At 39.8% G+C, this 23,950-nt stretch carries 29 protein-coding genes; 22 read left to right on the top strand and 7 right to left on the bottom strand.

The features are described 5' to 3' along the window. Positions 1–129: 129 nt before the first annotated feature. Together AR1Y2_RS13295 and AR1Y2_RS13290 are read left to right on the top strand one after the other, a co-directional pair. The gene (locus AR1Y2_RS13295; RefSeq protein ID WP_137329397.1) at positions 130–597 is read left to right on the top strand and encodes a phage holin family protein; all 468 of its coding nucleotides are present in this window, start codon (positions 130–132) and stop codon (positions 595–597) included. Positions 598–630: 33 nt separating this feature from the next. Further along, positions 631–1,377, top strand: coding sequence for a peptidoglycan recognition protein family protein (locus AR1Y2_RS13290; RefSeq protein ID WP_137329396.1), 747 nt, complete (start codon positions 631–633; stop codon positions 1,375–1,377). Between the two features lie 72 nt (positions 1,378–1,449). Here AR1Y2_RS13290 and AR1Y2_RS13285 read toward each other — a convergent pair whose 3' ends face one another. From AR1Y2_RS13285 to AR1Y2_RS13275, 4 genes are all read right to left on the bottom strand, one after another. Continuing rightward, positions 1,450–1,713, bottom strand: a complete 264-nt coding sequence (locus AR1Y2_RS13285; protein WP_137329395.1) for an AbrB/MazE/SpoVT family DNA-binding domain-containing protein — start codon at positions 1,711–1,713, stop codon at positions 1,450–1,452. Between the two features lie 102 nt (positions 1,714–1,815). Next, positions 1,816–2,115, bottom strand: coding sequence for a hypothetical protein (locus AR1Y2_RS13280; protein WP_137329394.1), 300 nt, complete (start codon positions 2,113–2,115; stop codon positions 1,816–1,818). A 228-nt stretch (positions 2,116–2,343) separates the two neighbouring features. Continuing rightward, complete coding sequence (locus tag AR1Y2_RS18180; RefSeq protein WP_282432086.1) at positions 2,344–2,475, bottom strand: hypothetical protein; 132 nt, start codon at positions 2,473–2,475, stop codon at positions 2,344–2,346. Positions 2,476–2,567: 92 nt separating this feature from the next. Further along, positions 2,568–2,756: a hypothetical protein gene (locus AR1Y2_RS13275; RefSeq protein WP_137329393.1), complete on the bottom strand. Its 189-nt coding sequence runs from the start codon at positions 2,754–2,756 to the stop codon at positions 2,568–2,570. Positions 2,757–2,935: 179 nt separating this feature from the next. On the opposite strand from AR1Y2_RS13275, the gene AR1Y2_RS17825 reads away from it, so the two are divergent. The 3 genes from AR1Y2_RS17825 (at position 2,936) to AR1Y2_RS13270 (ending at position 3,784) form a co-directional block, all read left to right on the top strand. After that, positions 2,936–3,100 carry a hypothetical protein gene (locus tag AR1Y2_RS17825; RefSeq protein ID WP_175403650.1) on the top strand — a complete coding sequence of 55 codons (165 nt, stop codon included), beginning with the start codon at positions 2,936–2,938 and terminating at the stop codon, positions 3,098–3,100. Positions 3,101–3,141: 41 nt separating this feature from the next. Beyond that, positions 3,142–3,276, top strand: a complete 135-nt coding sequence (locus AR1Y2_RS18175) for a hypothetical protein (protein WP_282432085.1) — start codon at positions 3,142–3,144, stop codon at positions 3,274–3,276. Between the two features lie 301 nt (positions 3,277–3,577). Further along, positions 3,578–3,784: a phosphoheptose isomerase family protein gene (locus tag AR1Y2_RS13270; protein WP_137329392.1), complete on the top strand. Its 207-nt coding sequence runs from the start codon at positions 3,578–3,580 to the stop codon at positions 3,782–3,784. Positions 3,785–3,850: 66 nt separating this feature from the next. Here AR1Y2_RS13270 and AR1Y2_RS13265 read toward each other — a convergent pair whose 3' ends face one another. Beyond that, a complete protein-coding gene (locus AR1Y2_RS13265) occupies positions 3,851–4,708 on the bottom strand; it encodes a carboxypeptidase regulatory-like domain-containing protein (RefSeq protein WP_137329391.1) in 858 nt (285 codons plus the stop codon). A gap of 166 nt (positions 4,709–4,874) precedes the next feature. Between AR1Y2_RS13265 and AR1Y2_RS13260 the strand changes: the two genes are divergently transcribed. The 12 genes from AR1Y2_RS13260 (at position 4,875) to AR1Y2_RS13205 (ending at position 16,070) form a co-directional block, all read left to right on the top strand. Then, the gene (locus AR1Y2_RS13260) at positions 4,875–5,306 is read left to right on the top strand and encodes a MarR family winged helix-turn-helix transcriptional regulator (RefSeq protein WP_137329390.1); all 432 of its coding nucleotides are present in this window, start codon (positions 4,875–4,877) and stop codon (positions 5,304–5,306) included. After that, the gene (locus tag AR1Y2_RS13255; protein ID WP_137329389.1) at positions 5,296–5,829 is read left to right on the top strand and encodes a ferredoxin domain-containing protein; all 534 of its coding nucleotides are present in this window, start codon (positions 5,296–5,298) and stop codon (positions 5,827–5,829) included. The genes AR1Y2_RS13260 and AR1Y2_RS13255 overlap by 11 nt, the downstream gene beginning before the upstream one ends. Before the next feature lie 361 nt (positions 5,830–6,190). Next, positions 6,191–6,892 (top strand): CRISPR-associated endoribonuclease Cas6, encoded by a 702-nt coding sequence (locus AR1Y2_RS13250; RefSeq protein ID WP_137329388.1) that lies wholly within the window; start codon positions 6,191–6,193, stop codon positions 6,890–6,892. A gap of 258 nt (positions 6,893–7,150) precedes the next feature. Next, a complete protein-coding gene (locus AR1Y2_RS13245; RefSeq protein WP_175403649.1) occupies positions 7,151–8,311 on the top strand; it encodes a hypothetical protein in 1,161 nt (386 codons plus the stop codon). 17 nt (positions 8,312–8,328) lie between these two features. Beyond that, positions 8,329–9,969, top strand: a complete 1,641-nt coding sequence (gene cas10 / locus AR1Y2_RS13240) for a type III-B CRISPR-associated protein Cas10/Cmr2 (RefSeq protein WP_137329386.1) — start codon at positions 8,329–8,331, stop codon at positions 9,967–9,969. Continuing rightward, positions 9,969–11,066, top strand: a complete 1,098-nt coding sequence (locus tag AR1Y2_RS13235) for a type III-B CRISPR module-associated Cmr3 family protein (RefSeq protein WP_175403648.1) — start codon at positions 9,969–9,971, stop codon at positions 11,064–11,066. The genes cas10 and AR1Y2_RS13235 overlap by 1 nt, the downstream gene beginning before the upstream one ends. A 13-nt stretch (positions 11,067–11,079) precedes the next feature. Next, on the top strand, positions 11,080–11,883 hold the full coding sequence (gene cmr4 / locus AR1Y2_RS13230) for a type III-B CRISPR module RAMP protein Cmr4 (RefSeq protein ID WP_137329384.1): 804 nt from the start codon (positions 11,080–11,082) through the stop codon (positions 11,881–11,883). Next, positions 11,880–12,338 (top strand): type III-B CRISPR module-associated protein Cmr5, encoded by a 459-nt coding sequence (locus AR1Y2_RS13225; protein WP_175403647.1) that lies wholly within the window; start codon positions 11,880–11,882, stop codon positions 12,336–12,338. The genes cmr4 and AR1Y2_RS13225 overlap by 4 nt, the downstream gene beginning before the upstream one ends. Continuing rightward, positions 12,319–13,404 (top strand): type III-B CRISPR module RAMP protein Cmr6, encoded by a 1,086-nt coding sequence (gene cmr6 / locus AR1Y2_RS13220; protein ID WP_137329382.1) that lies wholly within the window; start codon positions 12,319–12,321, stop codon positions 13,402–13,404. Before AR1Y2_RS13225 ends, cmr6 begins: the two co-directional genes overlap by 20 nt. Next, on the top strand, positions 13,397–14,899 hold the full coding sequence (locus AR1Y2_RS13215; RefSeq protein WP_137329381.1) for a hypothetical protein: 1,503 nt from the start codon (positions 13,397–13,399) through the stop codon (positions 14,897–14,899). Before cmr6 ends, AR1Y2_RS13215 begins: the two co-directional genes overlap by 8 nt. A 207-nt stretch (positions 14,900–15,106) precedes the next feature. Further along, positions 15,107–15,466: a hypothetical protein gene (locus tag AR1Y2_RS13210; RefSeq protein ID WP_137329380.1), complete on the top strand. Its 360-nt coding sequence runs from the start codon at positions 15,107–15,109 to the stop codon at positions 15,464–15,466. Positions 15,467–15,545: 79 nt separating this feature from the next. Next, a complete protein-coding gene (locus AR1Y2_RS13205) occupies positions 15,546–16,070 on the top strand; it encodes a PsbP-related protein (RefSeq protein WP_137329379.1) in 525 nt (174 codons plus the stop codon). A gap of 37 nt (positions 16,071–16,107) precedes the next feature. Here the strand turns inward: AR1Y2_RS13205 and AR1Y2_RS13200 are convergent, their stop codons facing one another. Both AR1Y2_RS13200 and AR1Y2_RS13195 read right to left on the bottom strand, forming a co-directional pair. Beyond that, complete coding sequence (locus AR1Y2_RS13200) at positions 16,108–16,419, bottom strand: YbjQ family protein (RefSeq protein ID WP_137329378.1); 312 nt, start codon at positions 16,417–16,419, stop codon at positions 16,108–16,110. Further along, complete coding sequence (locus AR1Y2_RS13195) at positions 16,400–16,621, bottom strand: hypothetical protein (RefSeq protein WP_137329377.1); 222 nt, start codon at positions 16,619–16,621, stop codon at positions 16,400–16,402. The genes AR1Y2_RS13200 and AR1Y2_RS13195 overlap by 20 nt, the downstream gene beginning before the upstream one ends. Before the next feature lie 156 nt (positions 16,622–16,777). Between AR1Y2_RS13195 and AR1Y2_RS13190 the strand changes: the two genes are divergently transcribed. The 5 genes from AR1Y2_RS13190 to AR1Y2_RS13170 all read left to right on the top strand — a co-directional run bounded on the left by AR1Y2_RS13190 (position 16,778) and on the right by AR1Y2_RS13170 (position 23,938). Beyond that, positions 16,778–17,386: an epoxyqueuosine reductase QueH gene (locus AR1Y2_RS13190; RefSeq protein WP_137329376.1), complete on the top strand. Its 609-nt coding sequence runs from the start codon at positions 16,778–16,780 to the stop codon at positions 17,384–17,386. A 182-nt stretch (positions 17,387–17,568) separates the two neighbouring features. Next, positions 17,569–18,648 (top strand): carbamoyl phosphate synthase small subunit, encoded by a 1,080-nt coding sequence (locus AR1Y2_RS13185; RefSeq protein ID WP_137329375.1) that lies wholly within the window; start codon positions 17,569–17,571, stop codon positions 18,646–18,648. Next, the gene (gene carB / locus AR1Y2_RS13180) at positions 18,641–21,841 is read left to right on the top strand and encodes a carbamoyl-phosphate synthase large subunit (protein WP_137329374.1); all 3,201 of its coding nucleotides are present in this window, start codon (positions 18,641–18,643) and stop codon (positions 21,839–21,841) included. Before AR1Y2_RS13185 ends, carB begins: the two co-directional genes overlap by 8 nt. Positions 21,842–22,015: 174 nt before the next feature. Further along, complete coding sequence (locus tag AR1Y2_RS13175) at positions 22,016–23,347, top strand: glutamine synthetase family protein (protein WP_137329373.1); 1,332 nt, start codon at positions 22,016–22,018, stop codon at positions 23,345–23,347. 33 nt (positions 23,348–23,380) lie between these two features. Then, entirely contained in the window at positions 23,381–23,938 is a 558-nt protein-coding gene (locus AR1Y2_RS13170) for an ANTAR domain-containing response regulator (protein ID WP_137329372.1), read from the top strand. Positions 23,939–23,950: the final 12 nt, after the last annotated feature.

Here is a 23,950-nt window from a genome sequence, read left to right as displayed (position 1 = left end):
CAAGGTTCTTTTTTGTTGCGATATCGCAACGTGGAGGGAAAATGGAGATACGAGCAGGACCGGAAACGGTCTTTTTATTATGCAATAAACGAATAATGAAATAAATAATTGGAAAGGAAAGTGAGGTACATGAAGAAAATGGGAAACAACATCATTGATACTTATAATGCGGTTACAGGAGCGGCGGTGGCGATTTTAAGCTATATATTAGGAGAACACTGGATTTTATTTGTTGCTTTTTTTGCTCTGAATGCAGTTGATTGGCTTACCGGGTGGATGAAAAGCCGTATGGCAGGAAGGGAGAACTCTGCAGAGGGGTGGAAAGGTGTTTTAAAGAAGTTGGGATACTGGTTGATGATTATGGTTGCTTTCGGATCTAGTGCAGTGTTTATAGAAATTGGAAAAGTAATTGGAGTTGACCTTGGTATTACTACATTACTGGGATGGTTTGTCCTGGCGTCACTCCTTGTAAATGAGATTCGATCTATTGTGGAGAATTTCGTTGAAGCTGGATTTAATGTTCCTGCAATCCTTATTAAAGGGCTTGAAGTTGCGGATAAAATGGTAAATAAAGATCAGGAGGGAGAGGACGAATAATCGCCCTCTTTTCTTTTCGGGAAGGAGAAGCAAATGTCATTAAAATTTAAAAAGAAGTTTGCTCATAAAAGCAACTACGGCGGCAAAAGAAGCACAAAGGATATAGATTATATCGTAATACATTACACCGGGAATAGCGGCGATACGGCTTTAAACAACTGTAAATACTTCCAGGGTGCATCCAGGGGAGCGTCAGCACATTATTTTGTCGATGGCGGAAAGTACATCTATAAGTCTGTAGCAGTAAACCGGGTGGCCTGGTCCGTGGGTGGGTGTTATTCTACGTCTGGGGCAGCGGGAAATTATTACAAAAAATGCACGAACGCAAACAGCTTGTCTATAGAGATGTGCAACAGTGCCGGGAAGGTGCCGGGGAATGTCCGGGAGCAGACAGTCGAACTGGTCAAATTTCTAATGAAGAAATATGGCGTTCCAGCATCACATGTAATTCGACATTGGGACGTAAACGGGAAAGCCTGCCCAGAGCCATGGGCCGGCGCAACAAATTCATGCTGGTCCGATTTTAAAAATGCAATCGGTGTTAAATCTGCCGCAAAGAAGTACACAGCGGTAAAAAAGGATTCCGGCAAAAATGCAATTCGCTGGCTGCAAGGCAAATTAAACAGCCTGGTTCCGGGCGAGAATATTGTGACAGACGGCATCTGGGGTCACAGGACGCAGTCTAAACTTGAAGCATACTGGCGGCAACTCGGCTGGAAGAAAGGCAGCTATGCAGGAAAGAAGACCTGCACGGCGCTGTACAAGAACAGAAAAAGATAGGATCAGGCCGGGAGGGATCCCGGCCTTTTTTAATTCTAAAAAATTCCCAGGATAAAACACCTGGGAATAGATTTATTCTTCAATACTTGAACCAGCAAGTTTGCTTAGTTCAATGATAGAATTTTTTGAAACTTTTTTACCTTTGTATTCAATGAGATTATCCATTTCACCAGTAAAGATGTCTGCTGGGTTATACTTTTTTAATATGATAGTATCCTCATCGGTGAAAATTTCAAGGGGATCCCTCTCAGCCACATCCAGATTCCGCCGTAATTCGATTGGCAACGTAATACGTCCTAACTCATCAAGCTTTCTAACTATTCCTGTACTTCTCATTTATGCTTCCTCCTATGTAATTTATTTACTTTATATATAATAACATATTTATCCATGTGTCGACATGGAAAATCATGGATACAAATGATGAAGAAACGAAAATTATCTAAATTGATAACTATTCGCTGCCCATTCTTGGTCTGATATGAGTTCAGCGCAGCTGTCCATAATATACCAACTATTTTTGCTGATTATGTATCTAGCTTTATAAGTGCGATATGTGCCAAATTTATTTACCAAAACCCGGATTTTGTATTCTACATAATTATATTTTTTTCCGGAATGATCAGTAGACTTCCCCTGTTTACATAAAAGAATTTCTTTTATTTCATATCTTTTCGTCCCTGAAATAGCACAGATCCAAAAATTCTTTTTATCATCTGACATGTTTATCAATTTCATATTATACCTCCATAAGAAAATAGAACATTTGTTTTTGATGATATTATATCTCAATATCGTAAAAAAGTAAACATATGTTTGGGTGTCGCGAATGTGGTATAAAATGGAATCGATAAAAAGATGATGGAAATTTGAAAGCGTGGATGATATAATGAGTTTAAGAAAAGAGCAGTGACAGGACTGCCCTTCTCTTATTTGTCGTATGTAGCCGGTATATTGCCGGCTTTTTTATTGCTGTTTTTCAGCCTCTTTGATTACCTTCTCGATAATCTCTTTTGCTTTTTCTGTATTCCCGGTGTCCATAAGGGCTTGTATGGAATATAGAAGGGTAAGAAGTTCAAGTCTTGTCATTTCCTCCATCTTGTCCTCCTTTCTCCGCCTGCCCGGCGATTCGTTAAAGGTTATCCCTTAACTAATTTTATTATACTATACGTACGTAATAATGTCAATGCTTATTTGTTGTTTTCGATTTTTTCTTCGATTGCAGAAAGAATGAAAGCCCGCACTGACATTTTACGTTTTTCAGCTTCTTTAACAATTACTTCATCATAATACTCCTTCTGAACATCGAGAGGTATTCTTTTCAATTTCTTTTTTGCGTATTCAACGCTATATTTTCCTTGTTCCTTAGTGTATGCCACCTTATCACATCCTTTCATATACATACTATCACATAATAGACTATACGTACATAATAAAAATAAACAACAATACGTACGTAAATTTGTGCAAAATGTCAGTAGAATTAATTACGTACGTATGGTATAATGTAATTACAGTAAAGGAAACGAATAAATCAAATAAAAAGGGAGGAAACGAAATGGATGTTTTAGTTTATAACGAAATGCCGAAAGGATGGAGCGCACTAAACGGAGCATTAACCGCACCAGAAGGATTTGTATGGATTTGGAATGGGAAATCTAGATTCGGGAATGGTAAAAATTTTCAGCATGGGTTGTTAAGACAATCAAATAGAGATTTTTAATAACTGACCGGGAGAGGTTTTCTCCCGGAGAAGGAGAAATTATGGATCATAGAAAATATAAAAAAATGCTTATAAAAGGCATATTAGAATTTCAGACAAAAAATCAATTCTGTGCAGAAGATTTAAAATCAAAAAGTATCAGGGCTTTAGAGATAATTTATGACAATGTGGAATAAGAACAAAAAACATGTTAAGATAAAAGAAAATATGGAGGTAGAAAAATGAATAGCATAGTAGAAAAAGCGCAGACAATAGATCAATACAATAACAACCTTCCTGATGTAGAACAGGGGGGGAAGTAACTCTCGGTGAAATCTGGGACGGAATAGGAGACGTTCCGGAGGGATCTTATAGTATCAAGTTAACCGACAGTGATTGGATCAACTATGTGTTTGATATTATTGAGCGAAAAGACGATCCATTAGAAACAACAATAAAAATTATTAGTATAGAGTTGTTATAAGAAAGTGAGGTTATATGAATACAGAAAAGGAACAAAGAGATGCATTAAAAGAAGCGTGTAAGAAAAAAGGAATGAAAGTATTAAATGAGAGCGCGGGAATGGAGAAAGAAGATGCCATTATCGCATTGTCAAAGGATAGAATTTCAAAGGACCCTTTAACGGCAGCAATAACAATTAAAAATAACGGTGATAAAACTGTTATCATTACTGACGAAGAATAAAAAATAAGCTCGGCGTATAGCCGGGCTTTTATATTTAATAGGAAGAAAAAAGTTAATACGCTATTACTATAAGGTCATCCATTCTGGACAAGACACCCGGTTGCCGTCACAGTACTGGGTCAGGATCGGCTGACGCACATTTGGCCGTGACAGATAGCTGGCAAATATCTCATCCACAATGCTGTTAATGGAATCATATGTTGTCTTTCCATTCATCCACTTGTGGTCATAAGCTGTGGAGGAAGTGATAGTAAAATCGTGTCCTTTGTTTCTGTACCATTCGGTGTAAACCCTGTTTAAGGTAAAGGACATGATCGCAAGAATATTTGCCTCCAAGGTCGCCCGGGGCCAGGTAGAATAAACTTCACAGGCCGCCACATTTTTAATGTAATCTTTGTAGCGGACATAGTAATTTTGCGCTGTTTGGTCACCGATAGCCCCATCGTGAACGATCACAAACTCGGGGATAACCACACGGCTTAATACAATCTCACCGGTTTCATCAACCGGTTTGATCTCATCTTCCGCAATCTTAGGGGGATACTCACCCCACAGAGTATGGGGGCCTATGACGATGTTATCAAAGTTCGTAGCTGCCGTTTCCAGAGGAATTAAGCTAACATTCTGCAGGCCGTTTGTATCTGCCAGGATCTGTGCTCCGGAAATGGTAATTGGCTCGTAGTCAGGTGCTGTCACATGCAGATTATATTCTGAATACGGCTGGGTTTCACCTGGAGAAAGACTGTATTCTACCGGAGGGGCATCCAGTGCAATCTCTTCCGTCTGTCCGTCTTGATTGGTATTAAGCTGCTCAAGAATCTGATCTGATTCACCTGTGTAGGAAATCGATATTGTAGCATTCCGGACCGGAACATATCCAATGGTAGAGTTTACTTGAATTTTTAAGTTGCCTTTGTCTGCCATTTAAAAAATCCTTTTTTTTTACTATATGCGGGCGAGTCGAAAATATAACCATAGGGCAGCTGCTTATAGTTATATTAATATAGAAGAAACATATTTAGAAGGAATGTCTGGACAAAGGAAGGATTTTCAAATATAATTGTTGTATATACACGGAAAGGAGGCGGAAATGAAAAAGGAAGCATGTGTGTGCATACGTCTGCGGCGGGCAGCCAATACTCTGACCAGCTATTATGACGCCGGTTTAAAGGAGGCGGGGATCACGGTAAACCAATATTCAGCTTTGGCACATCTTAAAAAGCTGGAATCAGCAAGTGTCAGTGAACTGGCTAAGAGTATGAGGCTTGAGAGGAGTACTCTCGTGAGAAACTTAAGACCTCTTCAAAAGAGCAGCTACATAAAAGATATCTCTAAGACCAGGGAAAGAAACCGCAGATTAGTTTTGACGCCGTCAGGAGAAGAGCTTTTAGAAAAAGCGGAACCCTTGTGGGATAAAATCCAGGCAGAGGTCAGGCAGCAGCTGGGGGAAACGCAGGTAGAGAGCCTGTTGGAGATCTTGGAAGAATTGCAGGAAATAGGAGGATATGAAGATGATTTATGAGGAAAAGGATTTAGAAATGGAAGGAGTACTTCAGGCCGCAAGGCAGATTTGCGTGGCTGCCAGAACCGCACCGAAGACAAGAGGGCTGGATTTTATCCACACGGCGGTTGTCACCGGAGAAGAGCTTTCAGCCCTTGCGGATGAGACAGAAAGATTGGGAAAAGAACAAGGGCAGGATTTTTATATTAGAGATGCAGAAAACTTAAGAAAAAGCCAGGCTGTGGTCTTAGTAGGTGTAACTTATCAGCAGAGAGGACTGAATGAATGCTGCGGGTATTGTAATCAGACAGACTGTCAGGGATGCCGCGAGAACCAGAGTGTCTGTGTATTTGATCCCATCGATCTGGGAATTGCATTGGGATCAGCAGTCAGCACAGCATCCATGAACCGAGTGGATAACCGTATCATGTTTTCCATAGGAAAGGGAGCTTTATCACTTGGATTGCTTGGGCCGGAGGTTAAAATTGTTCTTGGGATACCGCTTTCTGCTCTTGGCAAGTCACCTTATTTTGACCGGAAATAGCTGTAGAATATATTGGAGAACGTAAGCCTGATTTCCCGGATGACTGAGAAGCTAATTGTCCGGGAAATCTGAGCGGAAGCGTTGAATCTGTCTACATTTAGAGATATAATGAGAGATAAGAAACGACTTTAGAGTACCTTATGGACAACCCCGAAGACTGGATTCCAAATGTGAAATTATTAAATATATTCTAATAATATGATTTAATGATATATTTTGTTAGAAAAACCTATAATAAGTTGTATTTCCTTCTAAAATATAGTAAAATAGAACAATAGAATGGTTCATATATAAAGGAAACTAATGAGTCATATCAAAACACACATGATATGAGGGTAAAGCAAAAGGAAGGGGTGGGAAAGTGGATTTACAAGTATTTGAAGTCCGCTTAAAGGTATATTTATTAAAGGATATACCTGTAGATACGGTTCAAAAAAAGACGGCTGCGCTGATCGACATTTGCCTGAGCAGAGACGAAGCACTTCTGGAATTTCATGAGACAAATCAATTCAAAAATTATTCTTTCGGCAACCCATATCCACTGGAAAAAGACAAACTATATAAGAAGGACAAAGTGTATGTGATCACGATCCGCACGATTGATCCAAGACTTGCAGAAGTTTTTTCAGGAAAATTAAAGAATGAGCGGTCCGAAGAGATGCAGGCATTGACCTGTGAATATAAAATCATTCCCAAGAAACACAAAATTATAGATACGATTTATTCTATCTCCCCGGTGATTGTCAAAGCAGAACGCTACTGGAGGGGATTTTTTTCGTTGGAGGAATATGAAAAAAGGCTGACGGTAAATCTTATTAAGAAATATAACAATTTTTGCAGTACAAAAATAGATGAAGATTTTGAGTTTATCCGAATGATCCAAGTACAGAACAGAGCGCCCATCGCAGTTGCCTATAAGAAGATAAAGCTGCTGGGGGATAAGATTGCGCTCAAAGTAGCGGACAATGAATTGTCTCAGGAGCTTAGTTATATGACATTGGGAACTGGGCTGGGGGAGATCAATGCCCGCGGAGCTGGGTTTGTTAATTACCGTTGGATGTAGGAGGTGCAGGATAAATAATGTGCTGTAACCTGTATAAAATGTAAACAGAATGATATGGGGATTAAGTGATAAACATGATAGATCAGAACATCTCAAATTTATGTGGGTATAATTGTATAATAAATTGGAGTACAAAAAGGATTCCTATTTACTTGAATATAATGAAACTCTACAAATTTAATAGGGATATTCTGCGTCCAAAAAATTAGACAGAAGTTGCAAGTGTGCAATTTCTGTCTTTTTTTCAAAAGAGGAGGAATGATGATGAGTGGAAGTATTTTAGATGGGAGCAAGCTTGAATTCAGATTATGGCAGCTGACTCCGTTAATCCATTTTAAAGATGAGTCGGGAAGGACTGTCCGTGCTACGGAAATGAAACCTAAACTAGATCGATATATAAGCCAGTATATTCAAAAGAACGATAAAGAAATCAAACACAAATGGTTGGCTTATGGTGATGAAAGTTGGATAGCGCAAGATAATGATAGAAAACTGGAACTTATCGCATATGATTATAAATTGAGAATTAAGTTAGTCAAAAACCAACATAAATTAAAGACATATAAGAGAAACAAAAATACGGCCTATGGCGCATACTTTTGGACCAATGAAGATCCTAGATTCAATTCATATAGCACGGAATTAATTATTGAATTTCTTTGCAGCCATCATGAATTAAAAGAGTTAATCCATCATGTTTTTCCGGAGTTTTTGGCAACCACAACATTTGGATTCAGGCAGGATAAAGGTTATGGTTACTTTTTGACAGAGGAAGTAAAAGAAAATAAACATTTGCAAGATCAGTTGATCAAGAAATATATGAAAACATTCCTTTGCTCAGAGAATCCTAGATTTCAGCTTTACAAATTAAAAGGAACAAAAAGTTGCTACAAAGAATGTTTAGATTTGATTAAGAATTTTAACTGTGATATAAAAAGTGGTTTGAATGGAAAGCCATCTTTTATGCTGGATGAATATCATTATAAGGAAAGAGGTAACATTATACATGAAAAAAATGCTATGGATATGCTATTAAAAAATGAAAAACTAAACGGAGAAGAACAAATATGGTATATCAGAGGATTACTTGGATTTGCAGAACATTACTCCTATCTCCGTCCTAAAAAAGGTGATTTTAAGCTAAAAGTAACTGAAAATGGAACAGAGCGTCCTCAATTTAGATTTCCTTCTCCGATCCGTTTTATTCCGGCAATCGACTATAAAAATGTATATTTATTGTTTGATATGAAAGCTGTCCATAAGCTCCAGGAAAAAGCAGATTCTTTAGAGATCATCTTTCAAAATGGAGAGAATAAATTCGTGGCTAAAATACCTGATAAAGGGCAGTATGATGTTAGAGATATGCTGGATTCCTATAGTAAAAACAAAAAACAATTTAAACTAGAAAAAATTGATTAATATAAGGAGATAAACTGATGGAAATACAAAATAGTTCAGATTACATAGGAATCACGATTGGCCCTATTGTGGATACTCTGATGTTATCATCATCTCCGGCGGGACTTTGGGGAGCCAGTTATTTTTTTTCATATATTGCAAGAAATTTAACAGAAAAATTGATTGCAGCTGGGATAGAAGAAACAGAATTTGTCTGCCCTGTAGTGGATGAGGAAACAAAACAAATACGGCAGGAAGCGCAGGGTGTGGGACTTTTTCATGACCGTATAATTTTTAGAGCAAAAGCCGGCGAAATGAAAGTAGTTCAGGATTCCGTAAAGTGGATAAAAACTAAAGTGGCAGATCAATTTTATGAAAACCTTAAAGGTGATCCTGAGGAGAGAGAAAAGTACCAGAAGTTTATGAACAGCTGCCTGCAGATTCATGCAGTCAAGGCATCCGTCATGGAAAATGATAATCCGATTCTTCAGCTGGGGAAACTATTGGATGCGCTGGAATTGATGAAAACTGTCAACACGAAGGAAAACGAAAACTACATATTAAAAATGCTTGTGAATCAGGGAATGTTGAATGAAAAGGCAAAGGAGGATGGTGACAGTGAGAAAGGGAAGAACTTCTATATAAAACAAAGTTTTCTTGTGAAAGATGCAGTCCAGGGGGATAACTGGCAGCTGATGGAAAATGGAAGGATTAAGAATATCTCCGATATTGCGAAAAACGAAGTGGGCGCTGAAAAACTCAAAAAAAAGAAATATCAATATTATGCATTTGTCCAGTCTGATGGAGATAATTTAACAAAAATACTAAGAAATATAATAAATTTTTCTCAAGAAAAAGAAGTACATCCTGCTATCCGGGAATTTTCAAAGACATGTTTTCGATACTCAAAAAAGGCGGCAGAAAGGATTCATAAATATGGAGGAGTTACCATTTATGCAGGAGGAGATGATTTACTGTTTCTGGCACCTTTGGAGGGAAAAGAGCAGGATACTATTTTTGACCTGATACAGGAATTAGATATAGTCTTTAAAACGGAATTTAAAGAATATTTAAAGGATGGAGATGGAATGCCTTCTGGACTATCTGTTTCTTTTGGGGTTGCCATCCATCATGAAGGTTATCCATTGTATGAAAGTCTAAATAGGGCCTATATGCTATTAATGAAGGCAAAGGAAGGAGATAAACACGGACTTGCTGTTGAGCTGATGAAACATTCGGGGCAGGCAAATGGGATTTTTATAAAAAGATTCTCTAAGAATGAAACTTATCTCCGGATGCTTGAATTGTTTCATGAGATCAGGAACTTAGATGAGAAGTTTCTGCGTTCGTTGACACAAAAATTTGCCCTGCATGAACAGGAAATAAAAATGGCATTAGAAAAGAGCAGTAAAAGAGATAGTGAAAAAGTCCTACAAAATTTGGTGGAAAATTTATTTTCAAACAGACATAGGGGTATTTTTATTAAGGGCAAGGATGATATGGAGGCATCGCTTACAGAAGAAAGAAAGTATATAAGAGACATTACAATGTTGTTTTATAATCTGGAAAAGAAAAAAGAGATTGTAAGTTTGAATCAGAATAAGCAAGAGGCTCTGGAATGTTTAGATGCTATTATCCGAATCATGAAATTTTACCAGGAAGAAAGGGGTGATGCATAGTGGCAGTTTATAAAGTTTTATTTCATCCCATAGAGCCGTATTTTCTGGGGAACGAAAGATCCTTTGGATTTGATAAAGGGAATATCAGATATTATGCTGAGTCGAAGGAAATGCCTTCCCAATCTACAATATTGGGAACATTAAGATATCTTGGATTAAAACACGTAAAATCTGATTTTGATTATACTCAAGAAGAAAAAGAAGAAAATAACCAGTTGGTTGGAGAACGAAGTTTTTCTTTGGAGGATCCACCAGAAAGGTATGGAAAGATCCTGGGGATTTCCCCGGTTTTTATCCATGCTCAAAGCAAAAAGGAAGATAAAAAATCAATTTATCTGCCAATGCCTAAAAATCACGACAATGAGAAATTAATATATTCACCTTTTCAGTTATCAGAGACGGCTTACGAGACAACGGAAGGCTGTATAAAACTTCCAGAAACGTTTGATGTGAAAAAAGGAATCACACAGGATTTTGTAGATCTTGATTCTGGAAAGAAAATATTGCATGATACATTGTTTGGAACAGATACGAGGGTTGGAATTAAGAAAGCAGAGACAGGAACAGCCGCCGGTACGGATAACTCTGGCTTTTTTAAAAAAGGTTATAAATATTTAAAGCAAACCGAAGATCAGTGTTTTACTTTTGGATGTTTTGTTAAAACCGAAGCCGAACTTTGGAAACAACAGAAACCTATGCTGGCTTATATAGGACAGGGGAAATCTATGTTCCAGGTAACGTTCTTAAAAGTAGATGGAGAAGAGAACGGGCTAATGCAGTATCTGAATATGGAAAATGTATTTGCTCAAACGGATATAAATAAGCTTGTATATTTTATATCAGATGCATATGTGCCGCATTTTGATGAAAAATTCAAAGGACTGCAGGATTTTTCTGTGATTGAGACAGTAGAATACCGGGGACTGACAACAAAGGATGGAAAGAATATCAGTTACCGGGAGCGGTTTAAAAAGGATGAGGCTTTGTTTAAAATGATTTCTGCCGGAAGTGTGATTTATACAGAGAATAAAAAAGAATTGCTGAAAATTATACAGCATCCGGGGCTGCAGGCCGCTGGTTTTAACTATTGTTTTTAGAGGAGGATGACAAATGAAGACAGCAGTATATTTATTAAAGTGTTTAACAAACATGCATGTGGGAAATGGTGAAGAAAGTTATAATATTATAGATAATGAAGTAGAAAAAGATGTGGTTACCGGAAATCCTGCCATTTATTCTTCGGGAATAAAAGGCTCTCTGCTTCAGCATTTTAGGACACAGACGGACGTCAGCAAGGAAATAATAGAATACATATTTGGCAATGAGTTTGGCGGACCGGTTGTAAAAGAAGGACATTTTAAATTTCTGCAGGCACAGCTGCTTGCAAGGCCTATGAGAGTGTCATGCGGAGAAGCTACATATGCGATGGTGACGACGAATGAAATCCTGCATTCCTTTATAGAACATATGAAGATATTTGGATCTCAAAAAAATGAGAAAGATTTGTTTAAAGAAATACCTCAAAATGGTTATGATTTTGCGGTCATGGAATCTTCAAAAATTATCGAAATAGAAGGGTATCCGGTTAAGAAAATAATAAATAATACGTTCCCAGATGAACTTCAACTAACTGATAATCTTGCTATCGCATCCTCATCCATCTTTCAAAGTATTGATCTCCCGGTTCTTGCAAGAAATCGTCTGGAAAATGGAACGTCTAAAAATCTTTGGTACGAGCAGATCGTACCCCATGAGAGCCTGTTTTATATGACGGTATTGTACCCGGATGACTGTGACAAATTTGATTATTTCAATGAAATTGTCACCAATAACATAGTACAGTTTGGAGGAAGTGCTTCTGTGGGATATGGATATACCAAGATCACGTGTTTAGAAGGGGGAGTACAGAAGTGAATAAGAGAAAGGTAGATCAGGCCATTTCACGGGCTTATGATGTTTTGAATGAAATAGGTATTGTCGAAGAAATAAATGGAGAACCAGTGATCTTAAAGGGATACAAATCTCAGATCTCAGCTTTCGGGGCATCCATATCAATGGGCAGTTTAATTTCCGCAGTCTCTTTTTATAGTGAAAAAGGGAATGCAGCCGTAGACCGGACAAAGTTGATGAAAGCTATTTATATAATGATCAATGAACAGGAAAAGCTGGATCAACCGGATTGCACTCTTTGGGAATATATAAAGGAGACCTTGTCAGGATGTAAGGGTCTTGAATATCGTGAAACATATGCTGTATTAAAGGAACAAGTCATAAATTATTCGATTGCATTAAAGCTGGCAATGAATTTATATCCACTGAAGGATGATGCGGAGATAGGAGAAAAAGATAATGGGGGAGAAAACGAATAGTAATCTTCAATATTTATTTGAGGTTGATTATTATAAATGTCTATTAAAAACTGATGAGGAAGCTGAATATCAAATGAAGACATGTAAAGATCGATTAGTTGACTCAGATTTCAAAAAGCATACGAACAGTTATGACGAATTGAAACAATTACATGGGGTAGTGTCTTTTCAGCTGAAAACCTGTTCTCCTGGCCTGTTGATAGGGATTGGAAACGCACATGGAACAAAAGGAAAAAACGAAGATATCCAGATGGGAATGTCAATGGACTATGTTACCGGATATCCATATATTCCAGGATCCACGATTAAGGGAATTATCCGATCAGGATTTAAGAAGTTTCCGGAAGAAATCTGCAAATGGCTTGGGTGGGAGTATGAAAGCGGAGGAGAACAGAAACTGGGAGAGCTTGAGAAAAAGGTTTTTGAACCGGATTTGGACAAGGAGTTTGCAGAAAAGGATTTATTTTTTGATGCTTATATTACAAAAGCAGAAGAATGTGGAAGAAAGTTTATAGATACAGATAATATAACTCCTCATATCAATAAGAAAAATCCGGCAGAGAGTATTTTTAAATCACCAGAGGCAATCACTACGATACTGAAAGTGCGGCCTAATATTACCTTTGAATTTAACATAAGAATGAGCGATGGGGGTAAGATTGAAGATTCAGAAAAGAACAGGAAGGATTTGTATCAGAAGCTTTTGTGTGAACTTGGGATTGGGGCAAAGACAAATCTTGGTTATGGATCTATGGTGCCGGTTAAAAACAAAATTGAGTTAAAACCTGGAAACCTTTATTCAGCTGAGGTCATAGAGGTCCAGGGAAGACAATTAAAGTGTAGAATTGGAGAAGCAAATTATTCTATAGTCAAAAAGAAAAATATTTTGAATGTAGAAAAGACAAAGGGCGAATTATCTGACTTCTTTCATGTGGGAATGAAAATACGAATAAGGATGAAAAGAGAAATAAATGAATCTGGAAAACTTATTTCTATTTTTAATATGGAAGATCAAGGAGAGGAAATGAAAAAGTTATTTGAAAGCAGGGGGTTATATCATGAATGAAGAAAAAGAAGTATATAGCTACCATACTTTCTATTTTCCGTTTATATGGGAAGGGATAAAAGTAAAACAAGAAGAAATTATATCATATTTTGACAGTAACCATTATTGGGATAAAACGGATATAAAAGACTTTTCAAATGTAAATACAACGCCTGCTTTACAAGACGAAAAAAGTCGGATATGGCTTTATCAGGCTTATCAGTATTTTCATACTCCAGTCTGTCAGGCTATTTTTGGAGGTGACTCAGAAGTAGTACATAATTATCAGTTCTGTACAAAAGAGGTGAGACAACAAGCGTGTTATACTATTAAAAAAACTGAAAAATTTAACAATGAGATGATTAAAAAAGTATATGAACTGGATCTATATTCAATAAAATTAAAAATTTTTAATTCTGGCATTGGAATTTTAATTTTTGAGTGTGAGAACAGAAAACATGGTTCAATTAAAGAGGTAAAAGATATTAATGAATACGGAAGAAGAATCACAGCTCCTTTTTTGGATTCAGATATATGTGCAGACTTACTTTCTGTGTCGATAGAGAATATAGGAACCTTTAGTTTTGATTTTCGTAAAAAGTTTGGAAGCAGCCATGAAATCTTACATGAACATAAATATGCAAATTATAATTGTATAGCGTCTTTTATTATTGATATACTGAATTATAAAAAGGCCGAAAAAAAGTTTACGGATCAAAAATATTCATCAGGCGAAAAGTGGTATCTGGCTACTGCTTTAGATGATAGGATGTACGTGACATGCCTGGTCCGGGATGATTATTTTGCCAAATGCCTTCAAAAAGAAAAATTTTGTGGCAGTGGAAATCAATTAATAAAAACAGCGGGATGCAATCAATTTAAACAAGAGTTGTATGAATTGATTTTTGTGGATCGTCAAGATAAAACTTCATGTCCGACAGAGCGGATGAGAGAAGAAATTTTAAACAAACAATTATATGATCGCTGGATTGAATACGGGACTGCTTATGCGATTACTCATCATTCGTTCTTTTGTATGACAACAACAGACAAAGACATAGATGCCCCAGTTGTTAATCCATTCTTAGTCATTTATACGGAGATGGTCACATTATGCCTTGCACAGAGATGTTCTATCATATCATTTCAGCGGAAAATCGCAGCTTTTTCAAATGCGTTGAAAAAACATAAGTTCATATTGAATTGTAGAGCAGCAAAGAAATTAACAGATTTACAGGAAGATTATATTGCTTTTCAAAATCAATTACAGTTTTTTGAGGTGACATGCCAGGAACAGGGAATAGAACTGTATGACATGATAGCAGAAGCACTGTATATTGAAAAAGAAAAGCAAATGCTGATGGATCAAATGAACATTGCATATGAAGCCGCTAGTATTAATCAAGGCTTTAGATGGAACAAATGGGCCCTTTTTGTTAGTTTTCTAGCATTGCTTGTAACTTTAATGCCTCATATGCCAGATCTATGTAAAGTGATTGCAAAATGCATGAAATAGTTTTATTATAAAAATTGAATATGTGAAATCGATACTCGCAGAGGAAGGGGGATTCCTATTCGTTATTTTTTTGTAGACGCAGAGACAGATGGGTTATATGGTTCCTTTTTGACAGTAGCGTCAATTGTCATAGATGAAACAGGAAAGGAAATAGATTCTCTCTATATAGGAAGAAAAATAGACCAGAAAGAGATTAAAACCCAATGGGTGAGAGAAAATGTGATTCCGGTCCTTGGAGATTATGAACAAGTTGAGACTGAGGAAGAGTTGCTGGATTGCTTTTGGAGTTTTTGGATGAAATATAAAGAGAAAACTTATTGTATCGCTGATGTTCCTTTTCCAGTAGAGACTAGGCTTTTTTTGAAATGTGTTGAGACAGACAGAGAACGGAGACAATGGGATGCACCTTATCCCTTGCTAGATCTGAGCAGTATGCTCTATTTCGCAGGAATTGATCCATTGAAATCCAGAGATCAATTGAGTACGAAAAAAGGGATGGGACATAATGCTTTGGATGATGTAGACACCAGCGTGAGGATATGGAAAAAATTGCACGAAAAAGATTGAATAAAAGCAGTAATATAAGTATAATTAATGTGTAATTAAGTTACAAAACTTTAAAACAATTCATTTAGGAGGAGAGAGAATGAAAAAAGTTTTATTAGCTTTAACTGTATTTATATTAGTTTTTAGTATGGCAGGATGTGGGACAAAGAAGTCAACAAAAAGGGAGGAAACAAAACAGTACAGTGTGGAAGGAACGGATCTGGTCTATAAACTTCCAAAGAGCTGGAAATCAATGGAGGAAGAAGCAGAGGGTGCTTTTCAGAAAGAAGAAAGAGGAAAGGTTGTAGTTACTTTTCAAGTAGAGACAGTTGATTTGCCCAATTTAGATATTAATAAAAAGGAAAATCTGGATGCTTATTTAAAATCTGTCAAAGCAAACAACCCCTACTATAAATCAAATTTAAAAGCTAAAGCCAAGACAGTGAATGATTTAAAAGGACAGTACATTTCATTTGACGCAGAAAATGACAATGGAGAGATGAAATACCAAGGTTTTCTTTTTAATATAGATGGTAAGCTTATTGCTTTATCTATGTTTTATCAGGATTCTGAGTATAAAAAGCAGTTTGAGGACATACTAACATCTATAAAAGTAGAGGATTAGCTCAAAGATGCCCCGGCTATAAAGCCAGGGCATCTTTTTATTTAAACTTCACTGCAGTTCCATAAGCCATGATCTCTGCGGCCCCGGCCATAACTTCCGCGGAAGCATAACGGATATTGACAACCGCATCCGCTCCCAGGCTTTCAGCTTCCTCAGCCATGCGTTTGGTAGCCAAAGCACGGGCATCGTTCATCATTTCAGTGTAGGCTGTCAACTCCCCGCCTACCAGATGTTTAAATCCCTGTGTGATATCCCTTCCTACATTTTTTGTCTGGATCGTATTGCCTTTTACCAGCTGGATCATTTCTAATTCTTTTCCTGTAATGTAATCAGTATTTACTAAGATCATCTTCCTCACCACTCCTTATCTCTTTTATTCGCTCAACGAGTACAAAAATGGAGACTCCGCCAAGAGAAAGAGGCAGAATACCGATCAATGCTTTTATCCAGAATGAAAGAGGGATAAAAGCAAAAATCAGGCCATAATAAAATAGCATGAAGCAAAGTGAAAAAATAGTTATAATGATCGGTGCAACTAATTTCTTTCCCATAAGTGCCTCCTTGTTTGTGTTAATGTTATAATACAATAATAAAATAGATTGAATGAATTGTCAATAGAATTTTATTACCAAATGTTATTTGTAAATATTTGATGTACTTAATTGAATTAGGTAGGAAATCGTGTATAATAAAAGACAGGAGTGGAAATGATGAAGGAAAATTATCAGAAAAAGTTAGACCGTATCATAGAAGGGCTTCAGGATGAGAGGCCTTCTCTTTTGCTGCACAGCTGCTGTGCTCCTTGCAGCTGCTACGTTTTGGAATATCTCTCAAAGTATTTTCAAATCACAGTATATTACTATAACCCCAACATTGACTCCGAAGAAGAATATGAAAAAAGAGCCGAAGAGCAGAGACGCCTGATCTCAGAGATGGAATTCCCGGAGGAAGTGGCCTTTATAAAAGAAGAGTTTCGTCCCAAAGAGTTTTATGAAGCTGTCAAGGGATATGAAAAGGAGCCGGAGGGCGGGAAACGGTGTCTTATTTGTTATCGGCTGAGACTTTCAGAGGCAGCCAGGGCGGCCCGGGATCTGGGAAGTGATTATTTTACCACCACACTTACGATAAGTCCGATGAAGAACGCACAATGGCTCAATGAAATCGGACAGGAGATGGAGGAGCAGTTTCATGTAAAGTTCCTGCCGTCTGATTTTAAGAAAAAGAATGGTTATAAACGTTCTGTAGAGCTGTCACAAATGTATGGGTTATACCGGCAAAGCTTCTGCGGCTGTATTTTTTCAAAAAACGCAAATTAATTGTCAAAAACCCTTGCAAAAGGTTTTTATTTGTGATAGAATTTTTACAATTTGTAGAGAGATATATCTAAAATAATACCACATATTGCATTGAACTGCGCCTGCGCCTCAATGCTTGGATTCGTGATTTTTATTTTTGGATATATTTTTTTTATGCACATTTTTAAGGAGGAAACAGATTCATGGACGCATTTTTGATTTTGGAAGATGGGCAAGTGTTTAAAGGAAAAAGTTTCGGCGCCAAGAAAGAAGTGATCTGCGAAGTTGTATTTAATACATCGATGACAGGTTATCTGGAGGTGCTTACGGACCCGTCCTATCAGGGACAGGGAGTTGTCATGACATATCCGCTGATTGGAAATTACGGCGTATGTCTTGAGGATGCAGAATCCGTAAAGCCATGGCATTCGGCTTTTATTGTAAGAGAATTATCAAGAACTGCAAGTAACTTCAGGAGTGAGCAGGATCTGGAGGCATATCTTATTGCCAATGATATACCTGGAATCCAGGGAGTGGATACCAGAGCGATCACAAAAATCTTAAGAGAAGAAGGCTGCATGGGTGGAATGATCACTACAGATCCAGATTACGATTTGGATGAGATCCTTCCAAAATTAAAAGGATATCAGGTAAAAGACGCAGTAAAGACTGTAACAAGAAATGAAAAAGAGCATTTTCCGGGGGACGGGCTGAAGGTTGCCCTTTTAGACCTGGGCACAAAGAGCAATATTGCGAAGTCTTTAAATAAGAGAGGCTGCGATGTTACAGTTTATCCGGCATTTACTACAGCAGAAGAAATCCTTGGGGACCAGCCGGACGGGATTATGTTGTCCAACGGACCTGGGGATCCGAAAGAATGTGTGTCCATTATCAAAGAGATCAAGAAATTATACGACAGCGAGGTACCGATTTTTGCAATCTGCCTTGGGCATCAGCTGATGGCCCTGGCCAACGGTGCGGATACGAGAAAGATGCGTTTCGGACACCGCGGCGGCAACCACCCGGTCAAAGATCTTGCGACAGGACGCGTTTATATTTCTTCCCAGAACCATGGATATGTCATTAAAAAAGAAAGTGTACCAAAGAATCTGGCAGAAGTTTCATTCATCAATGTCAACGATAAGAGCATTGAGGGGCTCCGCTATAAGGACAAGAATGTCCGTACCGTGCAGTTCCATCCGGAAGCCAGCCCGGGACCGGTTGACACCGCTTACTTGTTTGATGAATTTATTGAAATGATGAAAGGAGCAAAAAATGCCTAGGATAGAAGATATTAAGAAAGTATTAGTCATTGGGTCCGGACCGATCGTCATCGGACAGGCAGCAGAGTTTGACTATGCGGGAACCCAGGCCTGTCGTGCCCTTCAGGAAGAGGGAATCGAAGTTGTTTTGGTAAACTCCAACCCGGCCACCATCATGACAGATAAAGATATCGCTGATAAAGTCTACATTGAGCCGCTGACTGCGGAGGTTGTAGAAAAAATCGTGGAAAAAGAAAAACCGGACAGCATTCTTCCGACTCTCGGAGGACAGGCTGCCCTGAACCTTGCCATGGAGCTTGAAGAGAGCGGGTATCTTGAAAAGAGCGGCGTGCGCCTGATCGGTACCTCTTCCACAACGATCAAAAAGGCAGAGGACCGCCAGGAATTTAAAGATACTATGGAAAAGATCGGGGAGCCCATCGCGGCGGGACGGGTTGTAACTGATATTCCTGCGGGTGCAGAATTTGCGGAAGAGATCGGTTATCCAGTTGTGTGCCGTCCGGCCTATACATTGGGAGGAAGCGGCGGCGGAATCGCCCACGACAGAGAAGAGTTAGAGGTGATCCTGGAAAATGGACTCAGACTGAGCCGTGTAGGAGAAGTTCTCGTAGAGCGTTACATCGGCGGATGGAAAGAAGTCGAGTATGAAGTGATGCGTGATGCCAACGGCACCTGCATTACAGTATGTAATATGGAAAACATTGATCCGGTCGGAGTCCACACTGGTGACAGTATCGTTGTGGCCCCTTCCCAGACATTAGGGGACAAAGAGTACCAGATGCTGCGTACTTCCGCCCTGAATATTATCACGGAACTTAAAGTAAACGGCGGATGTAACGTGCAGTTTGCGTTGAACCCGGACAGTTTTGAATACTGTGTCATCGAGGTAAATCCACGTGTCAGCCGTTCTTCTGCCCTGGCATCCAAGGCGACAGGTTATCCGATCGCAAAGGTGACAGCAAAGATCGCAGTGGGATACAATCTGGATGAGATTCCAAATGCGATCACTGGAAAAACTTACGCAAGCTTTGAACCAATGCTGGATTACTGTGTTGTCAAAATGCCGCGTCTGCCGTTTGACAAGTTTATTCATGCAAAGAGGACGCTGACGACTCAGATGAAAGCGACCGGAGAGGTCATGAGTATCTGCAACAACTTTGAAGGAGCGCTCATGAAGGCGATCCGTTCTCTGGAACAGAACGTGGACAGCCTGATCTTCGGAAACTACGGGGATATGTCAGATGAGGAATTGAAGTCAGAGTTAGAGAAGATCGATGATCTGAGAATCTACGTGATTGCGGAAGCGATCAGAAGAGGCTTTGACTATGACACCATTTTCAACATCACGAAGATTGACCGGTGGTTCTTAGATAAGATTGCTGTTCTGGTAGAGATGGAAAAGAAATTGCAGAGTGCAGGGGAATTGGACAAAGAGCTTCTTGCCGAAGCGAAACGCCTTGAGTTCCCGGATTCTGTCATTGGAAAGCTGACAGGAAAAACCGCAAAAGAGATTAAGGAGCTGAGAAATCAGTTTGACCTCCATGCAGCATATAAGATGGTAGATACCTGTGCGGCTGAGTTTGAGGCCAGCACTCCGTATTACTACTCTATCTACGGAAGTGAAAACGAAGTAGAGGAACTGAGCAAAAAGAAAAAGGTTATGGTATTGGGATCAGGCCCGATCCGTATCGGACAGGGAATCGAGTTTGACTATTGTTCTGTTCACAGTGTGTGGGCTTTGAGAGAGGCTGGATATGAGACGATCATCGTAAACAATAATCCAGAGACTGTATCAACAGATTTTGACGTGGCAGATAAGCTGTACTTTGAGCCGCTGACCGCTGAGGATGTGGAAAGCATCGTCGATCTGGAAAAACCGGACGGAGCGGTTGTACAGTTCGGCGGACAGACCGCGATCAAACTGACCCAGGCTCTGATGGAGATGGGAGTTCCGATTTTAGGAACCAGTGCGGAGAATGTAGATGCTGCTGAGGATCGGGAGTTATTTGATGAGATTCTCGAAGAATGTTGTATTCCAAGACCGAAAGGAATGACAGTATTTACTTGTGAGGAAGCGCTGAACGCGGCCCATGAGCTGGGATATCCGGTTCTTGTGAGACCATCCTATGTTCTCGGAGGACAGGGAATGCAGATCGCCGTTTCCGATGAAGATATCATTTCCTTTATCGAGATCATCAACCGTCAGACACAGGAGCATCCGATTCTGATCGACAAATATTTGGTAGGACGGGAAGTGGAAGTAGATGCCGTATGTGACGGGGAAGAGATTATCATTCCTGGAATCATGGAGCATATTGAGCGTGCCGGAATCCATTCCGGTGACAGTATTTCTGTCTACCCTTCCATTAACTTAAGTGATAAGGTGAAACGTGTCATCGCTGAATACACAAGAAAGCTTGCGAAATCGCTGCACGTTGTGGGACTGATCAACATTCAGTTCATCGTTTGTGACGAGGAAGTATTTGTCATCGAGGTGAATCCACGTTCCAGCCGAACTGTTCCTTATATCAGTAAGGTGACAGGGATTCCGATCGTAGATTTGGCAGCTAAGGTGATCGCCGGAGCTAAGATCAAAAATCTGGAATACAAACCGGGTCTTCAGGATGAATCTGAGTATTATGCTATTAAAAAGCCGGTGTTCTCATTTGAGAAACTGCGCGGGGCAGAGGTCAGCCTTGGACCAGAGATGAAATCCACAGGAGAATGCCTCGGTGTATCTAAAAATTACAACGAAGCGCTTTATAAAGCTTTCCTCGGGGCGGGAATCAATCTTCCGAAATACAAGAAGATGATCCTCACGGTGAAGGATTCTGATAAAATCGACGCGGTGGATATCGGCAGAAGATTTGCGGATCTTGGATATGAGATCTTCTCCACAAGAAGTACATGCAGGGTGCTGAATGAAAATGGAGTGCCTGCTCATCCGATCAATAAACTGGAGGAAGAATCTCCCAACTTGCTTGATTTGATTTTAGATGATAAAATAGATTTGATCATAGACACACCTTCTCAGGGAGTAGGGCGCAGCAAGGACGGATTCCTGATCCGCCGGTATGCGATTGAAACCGGTGTGACTTGTCTTACCAGCCTGGATACAGCGGATGCTCTGCTGACCAGCCTGGAATCAGGAAGCAGAGAAAATTTATCAGTTGTGGACATCGCACAAATTTAAACGTACAACGGGGTACCTTTAAGTCTATTAAAGGTGCCCCTTTTTATTATTCTTTTAGATGAGGCGTGTGATGTTCTTGAATTGACAATGAAAATGTTACTTGATAAAATTATTATAACTAGGCAAAGGCTGGATTCCGGGCCGTATGCCAAAAAAGAAAAGAGGAGTGATGATATGGACCGATATACGAAGCAAGACGTCATAGATCTGGTTAGAGAAAATGATGTACAGTTTATCAGGCTGCAGTTCTCCGACGTGTTCGGAACACTGAAAAATGTGGCGATCACGGCAAGACAACTGGAAAAGGCATTGGATAATAAGTGCATGTTTGACGGGTCTTCTGTGGATGGTTTTGTGCGGATAGAAGAATCTGACATGTATTTGTATCCTGATTTGGACAGTTTCCTTATATTTCCCTGGCATTCCCAAAGCGGCAAGGTCGCAAGGCTGGTCTGTGATGTCTACGGGCAGGACGGGCTTCCATTCATCGGGGATTCCCGCTATATCTTGAAAAAAGTGCTCAGAACGAGCAAGAAGCTCGGGTATAACTTTAACGTAGGACCGGAGTGCGAATTCTTCTTATTCCATACGGATGAGGAAGGATGCCCGACCACACTGACCCATGAGAAGGCCAGCTATTTTGACGTGGCGCCGTTAGACCTTGGAGAGGCGGCCAGGCGGGATATGATCCTGAATCTTGAAAACATGGGATTTGAGATCGAGGCATCCCACCACGAGGTGGCGCCGGCCCAGCACGAGATCGATTTCAAGTACGACAATGCGCTCCGCACAGCTGACAATATTCTCACATTTAAATTTGTTGTAAAGTATATTGCCAAGCGCCATGGGCTTTACGCAAGCTTTATGCCGAAACCGATTTCCGGCGTGGACGGTTCCGGTATGCATCTGAACATGTCCCTTTGGAGAGAAGGACAGAATATATTTGCAGATTCCAGAGGTGATCTGGGTCTCAGCGATGAGGCATATCATTTCATGGCAGGATTGATGAAGCATGCACCGGAGATGTCGCTTATCACGAATCCTTTGGTAAACTCCTATAAACGGATCGTGCCGGGCTATGAAGCTCCGGTCGATATCTCCTGGTCTCCGGCCAACCGGAGTCCGCTGATCCGTGTGCCGACCGCCAGAGGAAGCGGAACGCGTCTGGAATTCAGAAGTCCGGATTCTGCGGCCAATCCATATCTGGCGCTGGCAGTGAGCCTGGCGGCAGGGATCGACGGATTGGAAAACAAGCTCCAGCCAGGAAAAGCATCCACGAAGAATCAATACGAAGTCACAGAACGGGCTAAGCTTAAGGCCGGTATTGGCTCCCTTCCAAGGGATATGAAGGAGGCACTGGACCTGTTCAAAGACAGTCAGTTTATGAAAGAAGTGCTCGGACAGCACATTTTTGACCGGTATCTGGATGCAAAACAGGGAGAATGGGAATCCTATCAAAAGACTGTCTCCCAGTGGGAAATTGATGAATATTTGTATAAGATTTAACCGGCAGAAGGCAGGCGTCATTCATACGGGGAGGTGGGAAGCTTGGTTAATATTTTTGTTCTTTTCCCGAAACAAGAACAGGCAAGGAGCATCCGTAACCTGCTTGTGAGAAATGGATTTGAAGTGACGGCTGCCTGTGTTACAGGAGCCCAGATTATGCAGCGGGCGGAGAGTCTGGAAGACGGACTAGTTGTCTGCGGCTATAAGTTTGTTGACATGGTCAGCAGTGAACTGAGGGAATATCTCCCGACAGGGTTTAAAATGATCGTTTTGGCTCCCCAGACGAATCTTGAATTTTTTGATCTTCAGGGGATGGAATATCTGCCCATGCCGTTAAAACCCCAGCTTTTGTTAGAAAAGGTCAGACAGGTGGTAGACACCATGCTGGCCAGACAAAAGGAAAAGAAGCATAAACCGAGACAGCGCACCAGAGAAGAACTGGAGATTATAGAAGAAGTTAAGGCACTGCTGATGAAAAATAACCGGATCACAGAGCAGGAAGCCCACGAATACATCCAGCGCCGCAGTATGAACAGCGGGGTCGGATTAATTGAGATGGCAAAAATGATCCGGGATTCATATACATATTAAATATTAGGAGGA

The organism is Anaerostipes rhamnosivorans, from assembly GCF_005280655.1.
GTDB lineage: Bacteria > Bacillota > Clostridia > Lachnospirales > Lachnospiraceae > Anaerostipes > Anaerostipes rhamnosivorans.
Note: the sequence above shows the minus strand (reverse complement) of the source record. Positions and strands in the feature narration are given on the sequence as shown.